The sequence below is a fragment of the Burkholderia pyrrocinia genome, from assembly GCF_003330765.1.
GTDB classification, from domain to species: domain Bacteria; phylum Pseudomonadota; class Gammaproteobacteria; order Burkholderiales; family Burkholderiaceae; genus Burkholderia; species Burkholderia pyrrocinia_B.
This window is the reverse complement of sequence record NZ_CP024902.1, coordinates 2921548-2934062: the sequence shown is the minus strand read 5'-3', so window position 1 is coordinate 2934062 and position 12515 is coordinate 2921548. Positions and strand designations below refer to the sequence as shown.

General features: G+C 67.1%; 14 protein-coding genes. 6 read left to right on the top strand and 8 right to left on the bottom strand.

Annotated elements, in window-relative coordinates; genetic code table 11:
* The first annotated feature begins 154 nt into the window (after positions 1-154).
* A complete protein-coding gene (gene ybaK, locus CUJ89_RS14275; protein WP_114177878.1) occupies positions 155-646 on the top strand; it encodes a Cys-tRNA(Pro) deacylase in 492 nt (163 codons plus the stop codon).
* Positions 647-754: 108 nt separating this feature from the next.
* Positions 755-1393, top strand: coding sequence for a glycerol-3-phosphate 1-O-acyltransferase PlsY (plsY, locus tag CUJ89_RS14270; protein ID WP_114177877.1), 639 nt, complete (start codon positions 755-757; stop codon positions 1391-1393).
* A gap of 74 nt (positions 1394-1467) precedes the next feature.
* On the opposite strand, the gene CUJ89_RS14265 is transcribed toward plsY, so the two are convergent.
* Positions 1468-1953 (bottom strand): YajQ family cyclic di-GMP-binding protein, encoded by a 486-nt coding sequence (locus CUJ89_RS14265; RefSeq protein ID WP_006482217.1) that lies wholly within the window; start codon positions 1951-1953, stop codon positions 1468-1470.
* A gap of 136 nt (positions 1954-2089) precedes the next feature.
* On the opposite strand from CUJ89_RS14265, the gene murB reads away from it, so the two are divergent.
* Positions 2090-3139, top strand: coding sequence for a UDP-N-acetylmuramate dehydrogenase (gene murB, locus CUJ89_RS14260; RefSeq protein WP_114177876.1), 1050 nt, complete (start codon positions 2090-2092; stop codon positions 3137-3139).
* An 89-nt stretch (positions 3140-3228) separates the two neighbouring features.
* On the opposite strand, the gene argF is transcribed toward murB, so the two are convergent.
* Positions 3229-4158 carry an ornithine carbamoyltransferase gene (gene argF, locus CUJ89_RS14255; RefSeq protein ID WP_114177875.1) on the bottom strand — a complete coding sequence of 310 codons (930 nt, stop codon included), beginning with the start codon at positions 4156-4158 and terminating at the stop codon, positions 3229-3231.
* A 413-nt stretch (positions 4159-4571) separates the two neighbouring features.
* Here argF and CUJ89_RS14245 point away from each other — a divergent pair, with 413 nt between their 5' ends.
* Positions 4572-4892 carry a DUF3579 domain-containing protein gene (locus tag CUJ89_RS14245; RefSeq protein ID WP_114177874.1) on the top strand — a complete coding sequence of 107 codons (321 nt, stop codon included), beginning with the start codon at positions 4572-4574 and terminating at the stop codon, positions 4890-4892.
* A gap of 149 nt (positions 4893-5041) precedes the next feature.
* Here the strand turns inward: CUJ89_RS14245 and rpsT are convergent, their stop codons facing one another.
* Positions 5042-5314, bottom strand: a complete 273-nt coding sequence (gene rpsT, locus CUJ89_RS14240) for a 30S ribosomal protein S20 (protein WP_011352994.1) — start codon at positions 5312-5314, stop codon at positions 5042-5044.
* A gap of 302 nt (positions 5315-5616) precedes the next feature.
* Here rpsT and murJ point away from each other — a divergent pair, with 302 nt between their 5' ends.
* Together murJ and CUJ89_RS14230 are read left to right on the top strand one after the other, a co-directional pair.
* Positions 5617-7167, top strand: a complete 1551-nt coding sequence (gene murJ, locus CUJ89_RS14235) for a murein biosynthesis integral membrane protein MurJ (RefSeq protein WP_114177873.1) — start codon at positions 5617-5619, stop codon at positions 7165-7167.
* Between the two features lie 8 nt (positions 7168-7175).
* Complete coding sequence (locus tag CUJ89_RS14230) at positions 7176-8018, top strand: SirB1 family protein (RefSeq protein ID WP_114178619.1); 843 nt, start codon at positions 7176-7178, stop codon at positions 8016-8018.
* A gap of 67 nt (positions 8019-8085) precedes the next feature.
* Here CUJ89_RS14230 and CUJ89_RS14225 read toward each other — a convergent pair whose 3' ends face one another.
* From CUJ89_RS14225 to lpxK, 5 genes are all read right to left on the bottom strand, one after another.
* The gene (locus CUJ89_RS14225; RefSeq protein ID WP_114177872.1) at positions 8086-8844 is read right to left on the bottom strand and encodes an SDR family NAD(P)-dependent oxidoreductase; all 759 of its coding nucleotides are present in this window, start codon (positions 8842-8844) and stop codon (positions 8086-8088) included.
* A gap of 346 nt (positions 8845-9190) precedes the next feature.
* Entirely contained in the window at positions 9191-9853 is a 663-nt protein-coding gene (gene adk, locus CUJ89_RS14220) for an adenylate kinase (RefSeq protein WP_114177871.1), read from the bottom strand.
* A 207-nt stretch (positions 9854-10060) separates the two neighbouring features.
* Positions 10061-10852 carry a 3-deoxy-manno-octulosonate cytidylyltransferase gene (kdsB, locus tag CUJ89_RS14215; protein WP_114177870.1) on the bottom strand — a complete coding sequence of 264 codons (792 nt, stop codon included), beginning with the start codon at positions 10850-10852 and terminating at the stop codon, positions 10061-10063.
* A gap of 112 nt (positions 10853-10964) precedes the next feature.
* Positions 10965-11159, bottom strand: coding sequence for a Trm112 family protein (locus CUJ89_RS14210; protein ID WP_010090898.1), 195 nt, complete (start codon positions 11157-11159; stop codon positions 10965-10967).
* On the bottom strand, positions 11140-12168 hold the full coding sequence (gene lpxK / locus CUJ89_RS14205; RefSeq protein WP_114177869.1) for a tetraacyldisaccharide 4'-kinase: 1029 nt from the start codon (positions 12166-12168) through the stop codon (positions 11140-11142). Before lpxK ends, CUJ89_RS14210 begins: the two co-directional genes overlap by 20 nt.
* Positions 12169-12515: the final 347 nt, after the last annotated feature.

The window sequence follows — 12515 nt, the reverse complement described above, 5'->3', positions numbered from 1 at the left end:
GGCCAATCGGGCAATAGCGCTTCGCGAGGTCCGCAATGATGACGGGCGGAATCGTTGCGGCGATGCGGGAGGCCGGCCGGCGGAAAACGGGCGGCGAGTATACCGCCGGCGCGCCATTGCCCGCCCGCCGAGCGTTCGCCATTAGAATGCCGCCATGAGCAAATCCAGACACGTGTCCGAAACTCCCGCGACCCAGCTGTTGCGCCGTCACGGGGTCGCGTTCGGCGAGCATCCTTACGAATACGTCGAGCACGGCGGCACCGGCGAATCGGCGCGCCAGCTCGGCGTCGATGAGCACTGTGTCGTGAAGACGCTCGTGATGGAGGATGAGCACGCGAAGCCGCTGATCGTGCTGATGCACGGCAACCGCACCGTGTCGACGAAGAACCTCGCGCGGCAGATCGGCGCGAAGCGCGTCGAGCCGTGCAAGCCCGAGGTCGCGAACCGCCATTCGGGCTATCTCGTCGGCGGCACGTCGCCGTTCGGCACGCGCAAGACGATGCCCGTCTACGTCGAGGCGACGATCCTCGAATTGCCGACGATCTACCTGAACGGCGGGCGTCGCGGCTACCTCGTCAGCCTCGAGCCGGCGGTGCTCACGTCGCTGCTCGGCGCGCAGCCTGTGCAGTGCGCGAGCGTCGACTGAGGGTTTCACCTTCATGGCAGGCCGCGCTCGTTCGGTAGAATGGGCGCCGTTTCGGCTTGCCGCGCATAGCCGTCCCTTTACCGATACGTTGAAAGAAGAGTCCTCCGCATGCAGATCCTGCTCGCCGCCCTCGTTGCCTACCTGATCGGCTCGGTGTCGTTCGCCGTCGTCGTCAGCGCCACGATGGGCCTGGCCGACCCGCGTTCGTACGGGTCGAAGAATCCCGGCGCGACCAACGTGCTGCGCAGCGGCAACAAGAAGGCCGCGATCCTGACGCTCGTCGGCGACGCGTTCAAGGGCTGGATCGCCGTCTGGCTCGCGCGGCGCCTCGGCCTGCCCGACGTCGCGGTCGCATGGGTCGCGATCGCCGTGTTCCTCGGCCACCTGTATCCGGTGTTCTTCCGCTTCCAGGGCGGCAAGGGCGTCGCGACCGCGGCTGGCGTGCTGCTCGCCGTGCACCCGGTGCTCGGGCTCGCGACCGCGCTGACCTGGCTGATCGTCGCGTTCTTCTTCCGTTATTCGTCGCTCGCGGCGCTGGTGGCGGCCGTGTTCGCGCCGGTGTTCGACGTGTTCCTGTTCGGCACGGGCCACAACCCGGTCGCGTGGGCCGTGCTTGCGATGAGCGTACTGCTCGTGTGGCGTCACCGCGGCAACATTTCGAAGCTGCTCGCAGGGCAGGAGAGCCGGATCGGCGACAAGAAGAAGGCGGCCGCGAACGGCGGCGCGCAGGATGGCGGGAAAGCCTGAGGCGGCGGTTGCCGCGTGCCGGGCGCGCCGCGCGTGCGGGGCCCGGCGTGATGACGTGGCGGATCGGCGGCCGATCAGTCGCGGAAGTTGTTGAAGTCGAGCGGCGTGTCGGTCACATCCTTGCGCAGCATCGCGATCGTGCTTTGCAGGTCGTCGCGCTTCGTGCCCGATATGCGCACGGCGTCGCCCTGGATGCTCGCCTGCACCTTGATCTTGCTGTCCTTCACGAGCCGCACGATCTTCTTCGCGAGATCGCCCGTCACGCCTTTTTTCACGGTGACGATCTGCTTGACCTTGTCGCCGCCGATCTTCTCGACCTTGCCGTAGTCGAGGAAGCGCACGTCGACGTTACGCTTGGCCAGCTTGCCGATCAGCACGTCCTTGACCTGGCCGAGCTTGAAATCGTCGTCGGCGAACAGCGTCAGCTCGCGTTCCTTCTGCTCGACGCGCGCGTCGGAGCCCTTGAAGTCGAAGCGCGTCGAAATTTCCTTGTTCGACTGCTCGATGGCGTTCTTCACTTCGATCATGTTCGCTTCGGAAACGACGTCGAACGATGGCATGGCATTCTCCCTTGAGATGCGGGTGCCCGGCTCGCGCGCGGGCACTCGCTATAATTGCGGACTGTTTGCCATTTTACCGATGCCCTTCCGTTTGCCCAAGGCCGGCCGTGTGCCGTCCGGGCGGACGTGACCGCGAATGCCGATGCCTCCTGACGATTCCGCCCTGTCGCTGCTTCCCGACCATCCGCTCGCCGCGCACAACACGTTCGGCATCGACGCGAGGGCGCGCGTTGCCGCGCGCATCACGCACGCGTCGCAGTTCGAGGCGCTGCATCGCGACCCGCGCGTCGCGCGCCTGCCGCAGCTCGTGCTTGGCGGCGGCAGCAATGTCGTGTTCACGCGCGATTTCGACGGCGTCGTGCTGCTCGACGAGATCGCGGGCCGCCGCGTCGTGCGCGAGGACGACGACGCGTGGTACGTCGAGGCAGGCGGCGGCGAGAACTGGCACGCATTCGTTGCGTGGACGCTCGAGCACGGGATGCCGGGCCTCGAGAATCTCGCGCTGATCCCGGGCACCGTGGGTGCCGCGCCGATCCAGAACATCGGCGCGTACGGCCTCGAGATGAAGGCGTATTTCGACTCGCTGGTCGCGGTCGAGCTTGCGACGGGGCGCAGCGAGCGCTTCGACGCCGCACGCTGCGGGTTCGGCTACCGGGACAGCTTCTTCAAGCGGGAAGGGCGCGGCCGGTTCGCGATCGTGTCGGTGACGTTCCGGCTGCCCAGGCAATGGAAGTCGCGGCTCGGCTACGCGGACGTCACGCGCCAGCTCGACGCGTGCGGTATTGCGCCCGATGCGGCGACGCCGCGCGACGTGTTCGACGCGGTCGTCGCGATCCGCCGCGCGAAGCTGCCCGATCCGCTCGTCCTCGGCAACGCGGGCAGTTTCTTCAAGAATCCGGTGATCGACGCGGCGCAGTTCGATGCGCTGCGGGCCCGTGCGCCGGATGTCGTGTCGTATCTGCAGCCGGACGGGCACGTGAAGCTCGCGGCCGGTTGGCTGATCGACCGCTGCGGCTGGAAGGGGCGCGTGCTGGGTGCGGCGGCCGTGCACGACCGCCAGGCGCTCGTGCTCGTCAATCGCGGCGGCGCGACGGGGGCCGACGTGCTTGCGCTGGCGCGGGCGATCCAGGCCGACGTGCGCGAGCATTTCGGCGTCGAACTCGAGCCCGAACCGGTCTGCCTGTAACGCGGGTTCCGCGCCGTTTTTCGCGCACCCAATAAAAAAGCGCCGATCGTCGATCGGCGCTTTTTTACGGATTACCGGGTTCCGGCGCGTCAGTGCTTGAGGCGGCCGAGCAGCAGGAACTCCATCAGCGCCTTCTGCACGTGCAAGCGGTTTTCCGCCTCGTCCCACACGACGCTCTGCGGGCCGTCGATCACGCCGGCCGTCACTTCCTCGCCGCGGTGCGCGGGCAGGCAGTGCATGAAGAGCGCGTCCGGGTTCGCGTGGCCCATCATTTCCTCGTCGACGCACCAGTCGGCGAAGGCCTGCATGCGTGCCTCGTTCTCGGCCTCGAAGCCCATGCTCGTCCACACGTCGGTCGTCACGAGATCGGCGCCCTTGCACGCTTCGTTCGGATCGTCGCACACCTCGTAGAACGGCGCGCTGCCGGGCGACACGAGCTTCATGTCGAGCGCGTAGCCGGGCGGCGTCGACAGACGCAGCTTGAAGCCGAGGATCTGCGCGGCTTCGATCCACGTGTAGAGCATGTTGTTCGCGTCGCCGACCCACGCGACGGTCTTGCCGGCGATCGGGCCGCGGTGCTCGTAGTACGTGAAGATGTCGGCGAGCACCTGGCACGGGTGGTAGTCGTTCGTCAGGCCGTTGATCACCGGCACGCGGGAATTTTCCGCGAAGCGCTGGATGACCTCCTGCTCGAACGTGCGGATCATGATGATGTCGACCATCCGCGAGATGACCTGCGCGGAATCCTCGACGGGTTCGCCGCGGCCGAGCTGCGTGTCGCGCGTGCTCATGAAGACGGCGTGGCCGCCGAGCTGGAAGATCCCAGCCTCGAACGACAGGCGCGTGCGCGTCGAGCTCTTCTCGAAGATCATCGCGAGCGTGCGGTCGTGCAGCGGGTGATAGGTCTCGTAGTTCTTGAACTTGCGCTTCAGGATACCCGTGCGTTCGAGCACGTACTCGTAGTCTTCCAGCGAGAAATCCTTGAACTGCAGGTAGTGACGAATGGTTTTGGCGGTCATGAAGCGAGATACGGCGGGTTTCACCCGGCAGCGAGGCCGGACGGCGCCGCCGTCGGGTGTGGATAACTCAAAGCAGCATAAAGGATTTTCTGTGCTTTGACGAGCCGCGAAGAGAAGCGGGGCACGATCGCCGCGTGCGGCCGGCGGCACGGGAAGCAGGGCCTCGGGACGACGCGCGATGGCGCGCTGCGGTATAATCCAAAAGTTTTCTCCAGCCCGGCAGGCAAGCCTCCTCGCGCTCTGCCGGACACAAGCGGTGCGCTGCACAAATCCGGTGCAGCACATCGGCAGCGCGCATCGACGCCCCGTTTTCGGGATATCGAAATGCTTGTGCCGCCGTCCATTCCAGCTTTGTGTTCGCGTATCCAGGCGCCGTCGCCTGGGCATCGCCGGGCCGTCACTTGGGTAACCACATGGCTGAAACCCCTCCGACCGAATTTTTCATCCAGGGCATCACGAAAGACGGGAAAAAGTTTCGTCCGAGCGACTGGTCGGAACGTCTGGCCGGTGTGATGGCCTGCTTCGGGCCGGGGGCGAGCGGCCCGAATGCGCGTCTCAAGTATTCGCTGTACGTGCGCCCGACCATGCTCGGCGACCTGAAATGCGTGATCCTCGATTCGCGGCTGCGCGACATCGAGCCGATGGCTTTCGATTTCGTGCTGAATTTCGCGAAGGACAACCACCTCGTCGTTACCGAGGCGTGCGAGCTGCCGGACTACAACGCGAAGAAGTGATGCCGGTGGGCGAAGGCGCCTGCCGCGCCCGCTTCGGTTGCCGTCAGCCGGTGTGATGCCCGGACGGCACGCAACAAAAAAACCCGCCTAGGCGGGTTTTTTTGCGATCGCAGGAAACAGGAGCGCCCGCGCGAGCGGGCGCACCGGATTTACGCTGCTGCCTGCAGGCCCTTGACGGCTGCGGCCAGGCGGCTCTTGCTGCGAGCGGCCTTGTTCTTGTGAACGATCTTCTTGTCGGCGATCGTGTCGATCGTCTTCACGGCAGCCTTGAACAGATCGGCAGCCTTGGCTTGGTCGCCGGCGTCGACAGCCTTGCGAACAGCCTTGATCGCGGTACGGAATTTCGAGCGCAGCGCCGAGTTGTGCGAATTTGCCTTCGCGGCTTGGCGGGCGCGCTTGCGTGCTTGTGCGGAGTTAGCCATGACGGTTCCTTATCCTGTCCTGTTTCCAGAGCTTGGAGCCTAGACGGCCAAGCGCTGCTTTTCGATCCGTCCCCTGAGAGCGATTGCCCAGGGGCGCATAAAAAACGGTGATTTTACCGGAGCCAACACATGGAAACGTCAGGCGCAACGCATGTGGCAAGCCCAGAAACGGCGGATTATAGCAACAAAATCAAGCGCGTGGCAAGTTTGGCGTCACCCTTGCATGCCGGGCGGGTGCGGCGGGTGCGCTTTTCGGCATCCGGCCGTGCCGCGCCGCGCAACGTCCGTATAATAAGCGCCCCATGAATCTATTCCGAGCCCTGCTGACGGTCAGCGGCTTCACGCTGCTGTCGCGCGTGACCGGACTGGCCCGCGAGACGCTGATCGCCCGTGCGTTCGGTGCCAGTCAATATACCGACGCATTCTACGTCGCCTTCCGTATCCCGAACCTGCTGCGCCGCCTGTCCGCGGAAGGCGCGTTCTCGCAGGCGTTCGTGCCGATCCTCGCCGAGTTCAAGAACCAGCAGGGGCACGATGCGACGAAGGCGCTCGTCGACGCGATGTCGACCGTGCTTGCGTGGGCGCTCGCCGTGCTGTCGGTCCTCGGGATCGTCGGCGCATCGTGGGTCGTGTTCGCGGTCGCGTCCGGCCTGCACACCGACGGGCAGGCGTTCCCGCTCGCGGTCACGATGACGCGGATCATGTTCCCGTACATCGTGTTCATTTCGCTGACGACGCTCGCGTCCGGCGTGCTGAACACGTACAAGAGCTTCTCGCTGCCCGCGTTCGCGCCGGTGCTGCTCAACGTCGCGTTCATCGCCGCCGCCGTGTTCGTCGCGCCGCACCTGAAGGTGCCGGTGTTCGCGCTCGCATGGGCCGTCATCGCGGGCGGCTTGCTGCAGTTCCTCGTGCAGTTGCCGGGCCTGAAGAAGATCGACATGGTGCCGCTGATCGGCCTCAACCCGCTGCGCGCGCTGCGGCACCGCGGCGTGAAGCGCGTGCTCGCGAAGATGGTGCCGGCGACGTTCGCGGTGTCGGTCGCGCAACTGTCGCTGATCATCAACACCAACATCGCGTCGCGGCTCGGGCAGGGCGCCGTGTCGTGGATCAACTACGCCGACCGCCTGATGGAATTCCCGACCGCGCTGCTCGGCGTCGCGCTCGGCACGATCCTGCTGCCGAGCCTGTCGAAGGCGCACGTCGACGCCGATTCGCACGAGTATTCGGCGCTGCTCGACTGGGGGCTGCGCGTCACGTTCCTGCTCGCGGCGCCGAGCGCGCTCGCGCTGTTCTTCTTCGCGACGCCGCTCACCGCAACCCTCTTCAACTACGGCAAGTTCGACGCGCATACCGTCACGATGGTCGCGCGCGCGCTCGCGACCTACGGGATCGGCCTCGTCGGCATCATCCTGATCAAGATCCTCGCGCCGGGCTTCTATGCGAAGCAGGACATCAAGACGCCCGTGAAGATCGCGATCGGCGTGCTCGTCGTCACGCAATTGTCGAACTACGTGTTCGTACCGCTGCTCGGCACCGCGGGTCTCACGTTGAGCATCGGCGTCGGCGCGTGCCTGAACTCGTTGCTGCTGTTCATCGGCTTGCGGCAGCGCGGCATCTACCAACCGTCGTCGGGCTGGCCGCGCTTCTTCGTGCAACTCGTGGGCGCGTCGCTGGTGCTTGCCGGCACGATGCACTGGTTCGCGATCAGCTTCGACTGGACCGGGCTGCGCGCGCAGCCGCTCGCGCGTATCGCGCTGATGGCCGCGTGCCTCGTGCTGTTCGCTGCACTATATTTCGGTATGTTGTGGGTGATGGGCTTCAAATACGCTTACTTCAGAAGGCGCGCCAAGTGATGACCGCAATGACCCGCGTCCTCGACTACTTCAGCACGCTCGTGGCGGACGACGACAGCCTGCCCGTCACGGAAACCGCGCTGTCGCTGGCGCAGGACGCGTATCCCGACCTCGACCTGCAGGGCACGCTGGCCGAACTCGACATGCTGGCGGCGCGGCTGCGCCGGCGGCTCACCGACGATGCGGACCTGAAGGGCCGCGTCGCCGCGCTGAACGATTTCTTTTTCCGCGAGCTCGGCTTCGCGTGCAATCACAACGATTACTACGACCCCGATAACAGCCACCTGAACGCCGTGCTGAAGCGACGGCGCGGGATCCCGATCTCGCTGTCGGTGCTGTACCTGGAACTCGCCGAGCAGATCGGCGTGCCGGCGCGCGGCGTCTCGTTTCCCGGCCATTTCCTGCTGCGTGTCACGCTGGCGGATGGCGACCTGATCATCGATCCGACGAATGGCCATTCGCTGTCCGAAGCCGAGATGGTCGAGATGCTCGAGCCGTACGTCGCGCGCGCGGCCGGCGCGGTCGACAGCGCGTTGCGTGCGCTGCTGCAGCCCGCGACGAGCCGCGAGATCATCGCGCGGATGCTGCGCAACCTGAAGACGATCTATCTGCAGACGGAACGCTGGCAGCGGCTGCTTGCCGTGCAGCAGCGGCTCGTGATCCTGTTGCCCGAGCATCTCGACGAGGTGCGCGACCGCGGTTTCGCATATGCGCGGCTCGACTACCTGCGCCCCGCGCTCGAGGATCTCGAGCAGTATCTCGGCGAGCGGCCGGACGCGGACGACGCGACCGTCGTCGAATCGCAGGTGACCGAATTGCGGCAGCGGATGCAGCGCGACGGCGAGGACTGAACCAAAGCGCTGCTGCCGGAACCCGGAATGAAAAAACGCCCGCATCGCGGGCGTTTTTCATGCGGGCTTACTTCGGCTGCATCCGGATCGCGCCGTCGAGGCGGATCACTTCGCCGTTGAGCATCGGATTCTCGACGATCTGGCGCACCAGCATCGCGTATTCGGCCGGTTTGCCGAGCCGCGGCGGGAACGGCACCATCGCGCCGAGCGCGTCCTGCACGTCCTTCGGCATGCCGAGCAGCATCGGCGTCTCGAACAGGCCGGGCGCGATCGTCATCACGCGGATGCCGCTGCGCGACAGGTCGCGCGCGATCGGCAATGTCATGCCCGCGACACCGGCCTTCGATGCCGCGTAAGCGGCCTGGCCGATCTGCCCGTCGAATGCGGCGACCGACGCGGTGCTGACGATCACGCCGCGCTCGCCTTCCGAGGTCGGCGCGGTCGCAGCCATCACGGCGGCCGCGAGCCGGATCATGTTGAACGTGCCGACGAGGTTCACGTTGATCGTCCTCGCGAACACGTGGAGCGGATGCGCACCGTCCTTGCCGACCGTTTTCGCGGCGGGCGCGATGCCCGCGCAGTTCACGAGGCCGCGCAGCGTGCCCGCGCGCGTCGCCGCGTCGACGGCCGCCTGCGCGTCGGCCTCGCTCGACACGTCGCAGCGCACGAAGACGCCGCCCAGCTCGGTCGCGAGCGCAGCGCCCGCCGCCTCGTTCAGGTCGGCGAGCACGACCTTGCCGCCCGCCTGCGCGAGCATCCGGGCTGTTCCGGCGCCGAGGCCCGATGCGCCGCCCGTGATCAGAAAGACGCTGCCGCGAATATCCATGACTGTCTCCTTTGTCGACCGCCCTTGGCGCTTTAGCGCTTAGGGAGGTCCCATGCAAAAGCGGTCGACCGCCCTTGGCGTTTTAGCGCTTGGGGCGGTCCCATGCAACGCGGTCGACCGTCCTTGGCGCTTTAGCGCTTGGGGAGGTCCCACGCAAAGCGGTTGTTCTGTCCGATGCCACACGATCGGTTGAAAAGCCGGTGCGCCGGTTGGCGGGGGCGCACGCGTTCGATCGATTGTACGGGGCGCCCTCGCGCGGCGGCGAGACAAGAACGGTCGTGCGAATATCGGCCGGGCGAAAAAAAGCCGCCCGGAAAGGGCGGCTCGTGGGGGCGCGACGCGGTGCTTACTTCAGTGCGTCAAACGCGCGCTCGCGGATTTCATCGACGCTGCCGAGGCCCGAGATCTTGCGATACTGCGGCGCCTTCAGGCCGTTTTCCTCGCCGCGCTGCGCCCAGTCGCCGTAGTACGTGATCAGCGGCTTGGTCTGCGCTTCGTACACTTCGAGACGCTTCTTGACGGTTTCTTCCTTGTCGTCGTCGCGCTGGATCAGCGGTTCGCCCGTCACGTCGTCGTGGCCCTCGACCTTCGGCGGGTTGAACTTGACGTGGTACGTGCGGCCCGATGCCGGGTGCGTGCGGCGGCCGCTGATGCGCTCGACGATTTCCGAGAACGGCACGTCGATCTCGAGCACGTAGTCGATCGCGACGCCGGCTTCTTTCATCGCGTCAGCCTGCGCGATCGTGCGCGGGAAACCGTCGAACAGATAGCCGTTCGCGCAGTCGGATTCCTTCAGGCGCTCCTTGACGAGGCCGATGATCAGCGCGTCCGGCACGAGCTTGCCGGCGTCCATGTAGCCCTTCGCCTCGACGCCGAGCGGTGTGCCGGCCTTCACGGCCGCGCGCAGCATGTCGCCCGTCGAGATTTGCGGGATGCCGAACTTTTCCTTGATGAAGTTTGCCTGGGTGCCCTTTCCCGCGCCGGGCGCGCCCAACAGGATCAAACGCATGGTGATATCTCCGGTATGTAGATTCGTGTGGCGAGACGCAAAGGCGCCGGCGACAGCGTGCGCGGGGCTTGCCTGGCGCGCGGCGGACTGGTCTGATGCGGCGCGTCGGCTTTGGCGACGCGCGGCTGCCGGCAGGGCCGCGGGCGGGGTCAAGCGAGGACGCGCTGGTCGCGGACGGCTCGCACAATCGCTTGATTATGCCACGGGTTATTTTGATCCCGGCTGAAAAAGGGCCTGCACGCGCGCGAGATCGGCCGGCGTGTCGATGCCGGCTTCGGGCGCGCGCTCGGTGATCAGCACCGCGATGCGTTCGCCGTGCCAGATCGCGCGCAGCTGTTCGAGCTGCTCGGCCTGTTCGATCGGCGCCTGCGCGAGCGACGGATACGTGCGCAGGAAACGCGCGCGATACGCATAGAGGCCGATGTGCCGGTAGACCGGGAATGCCGGAGCTGGCATGGCCGCGACGTCGGGCCAGTGCGGCTGGTATGCGTCGCGGCTCCACGGAATCGGCGCGCGCGAGAAGTACAGCGCGACGCTCTGCGCGTCGAGCGCGACCTTCACGACGTTCGGGTTGAACACATCGGCCGCTTCGTGAATCGGGTGTGCGGCCGTCGCGATCGCACAGGCCGGATGCGCGGCCAGGTGCGACGCCACGTCGCGCACGAGCACGGGGTCGATCAGCGGCTCGTCGCCCTGCACGTTGACGACGACGGTGTCGTCGCTCCACCCGAACGTCGCTGCGACTTCCGCGAGCCGGTCGGTGCCGGACGGATGGTCGGCACGCGTCAGCACCGCTTCGAAGCCGTGATCGCGCGCCGCATCGAGCACGCTCTGCGCGTCGGACGCGACGAGCACCTGCTGCGCGCCCGCTTCGCGCGCGCGCTCGGCGACGCGCACGACCATCGGCTTGCCGCCGAGATCGGCGAGCGGCTTGTTCGGGAGCCGCGTCGACGCGAGCCTGGCGGGAATGACGGCGATGAAAGGTTGCGGGTGAGTCATCGGGGGTGAGCGGTGAGAAGGACGAGGCGGGCGGCGCGTCCGGAGCCGGTTGCCCGGCGGGGTTCGGCGGCCCGGCCGGGGATGGGCCGCGGCCGGGCCGCCGGTGAGCGGCTTAGCGGCCGGCCGGGTCGACCGGCGTGCCTTCGACGGTCTGGCGCGCTTCGTCGACGAGCATCACGGGGATGCCGTCGCGGATCGGGTAGGCGAGCTTGTCCGCGTTGCAGATCAGCTCCTGCGCGGCACGGTCGTAGTGGAGCGGGCCTTTGCAGATAGGGCACACAAGGATTTCAAGCAGGCGAGCGTCCACGGAGTTTCTCCACAACGAGGGCAATGAGGCGAGGGTCGAGCGCGGCTTCGACGGGGACGACCCAGAGTCGAGCGTCGCGCCAGGAAGCGCCCAATTTTACTGCATCCTTCTCGGTAATCAGGATTGCGTCGACGGCGTCGTCGACGAACGGATTGTCGGCGAACGCGTAGTGGTCGGGCAGCGCGCGCGTCGCGGGTGCGAGACCGGCCGCGCGCAGCGTCGCGAAGAAGCGTTCCGGCGCGCCGATGCCGGCCGCGGCGAGCACGCGCTCGTTCGCGAACTGCGACAGCGGGCGGCGCAGCGCGGGCTGGTCGAGGTGCCACGCGGCGCCCGGCGCGAGCGCGAGCGAGTAGGTGTCGGGCCACGGCGGCAGCGTGCCGCTGTACGGATCGTTGACGAGCGTGGCGTCGCGGTGCCGCGACAGCGGCTCGCGCAGCGGGCCGGCCGGCAGCAGGAAGCCGTTGCCGCCGAGCCGGTGGTCGAACACGACGAGTTCGACCGTGCGCGCGAGGCGGTAGTGCTGGAGGCCGTCGTCGCTGACGATCACGTCGACGTCCGGATGCGCGGCGCGCAGCGCCTGCGCGGCCGCGACGCGGTCGGGGCACACCCAGACGGGCGCGCCGGTGCGGCGCGCGATCAGCAGCGGTTCGTCGCCGGCCGCGCCCGCGCGCGACGCGGGCGTGACGGCGGTCGGCGCCTTCACGTTCGCGCCGTAGCCGCGCGACACGACGCCGGGCGTGAAGCCGGCCGCCCGCAGCGCGTCGACCAGCGCGATCACGGTCGGCGTCTTGCCGGTGCCGCCGACGGTCACGTTGCCGACCACGACGACGGGCACACCGACGTCGACCGGCTTCTTCCAGCCCTGCGCGTAAGCGGTGCGCCGCAGCGCCGCGCACAGGCCGAACACGCACGCGAACGGCGTGAGCGCCCACGCGAGCGCGCCGCGCCGCTGCCATTCGCGTGTCAGGTGCGCTTCGAGCCGGGCGAGCGGGCCGCCGGGCGCGCTCATCGGGCCGGGCGCGGCGCGTCGTGCGCCGTGGCGTGGGACGGATTCGTCAAGGCGGATTCTCCGTTGGGCGGCGCATGCCGCGGGGTCTGCGGAAGGCGGCACTCTAGCGCGCCGCACGCGGACGCGGCAAGCGCGACCGGCCGACACAGCCCGCGGGGCCGGATCGCGGCGGCCTGTGGATAACTCTGTGAAAAACTCCCCGGCCGATTGCCTCAAACGCCCGCCGGGTGGGCATCGAATCGGATGAGAATCATTCCGAAAGGTTTAAAAATCTATAAAAATCAATGCATTACATGGAATTGTCTGGATTTTTCCGGGGTTTCCACGCGTTTTAGGCGGACGATTGC

Excerpts from the sequence above, each read along its gene's own strand:
- ybaK (WP_114177878.1), top strand. The coding sequence starts at position 155 with ATGAGCAAATCCAGACACGTGTCCGAAACTCCCGCGACCCAGCTGTTG.
- plsY (WP_114177877.1), top strand. The coding sequence starts at position 755 with ATGCAGATCCTGCTCGCCGCCCTCGTTGCCTACCTGATCGGCTCGGTG.
- CUJ89_RS14265 (WP_006482217.1), bottom strand. The coding sequence starts at position 1,953 with ATGCCATCGTTCGACGTCGTTTCCGAAGCGAACATGATCGAAGTGAAG.
- murB (WP_114177876.1), top strand. The coding sequence starts at position 2,090 with ATGCCGATGCCTCCTGACGATTCCGCCCTGTCGCTGCTTCCCGACCAT.
- argF (WP_114177875.1), bottom strand. The coding sequence starts at position 4,158 with ATGACCGCCAAAACCATTCGTCACTACCTGCAGTTCAAGGATTTCTCG.
- CUJ89_RS14245 (WP_114177874.1), top strand. The coding sequence starts at position 4,572 with ATGGCTGAAACCCCTCCGACCGAATTTTTCATCCAGGGCATCACGAAA.
- rpsT (WP_011352994.1), bottom strand. The coding sequence starts at position 5,314 with ATGGCTAACTCCGCACAAGCACGCAAGCGCGCCCGCCAAGCCGCGAAG.
- murJ (WP_114177873.1), top strand. The coding sequence starts at position 5,617 with ATGAATCTATTCCGAGCCCTGCTGACGGTCAGCGGCTTCACGCTGCTG.
- CUJ89_RS14230 (WP_114178619.1), top strand. The coding sequence starts at position 7,176 with ATGACCCGCGTCCTCGACTACTTCAGCACGCTCGTGGCGGACGACGAC.
- CUJ89_RS14225 (WP_114177872.1), bottom strand. The coding sequence starts at position 8,844 with ATGGATATTCGCGGCAGCGTCTTTCTGATCACGGGCGGCGCATCGGGC.
- adk (WP_114177871.1), bottom strand. The coding sequence starts at position 9,853 with ATGCGTTTGATCCTGTTGGGCGCGCCCGGCGCGGGAAAGGGCACCCAG.
- kdsB (WP_114177870.1), bottom strand. The coding sequence starts at position 10,852 with ATGACTCACCCGCAACCTTTCATCGCCGTCATTCCCGCCAGGCTCGCG.
- lpxK (WP_114177869.1), bottom strand. The coding sequence starts at position 12,168 with ATGAGCGCGCCCGGCGGCCCGCTCGCCCGGCTCGAAGCGCACCTGACA.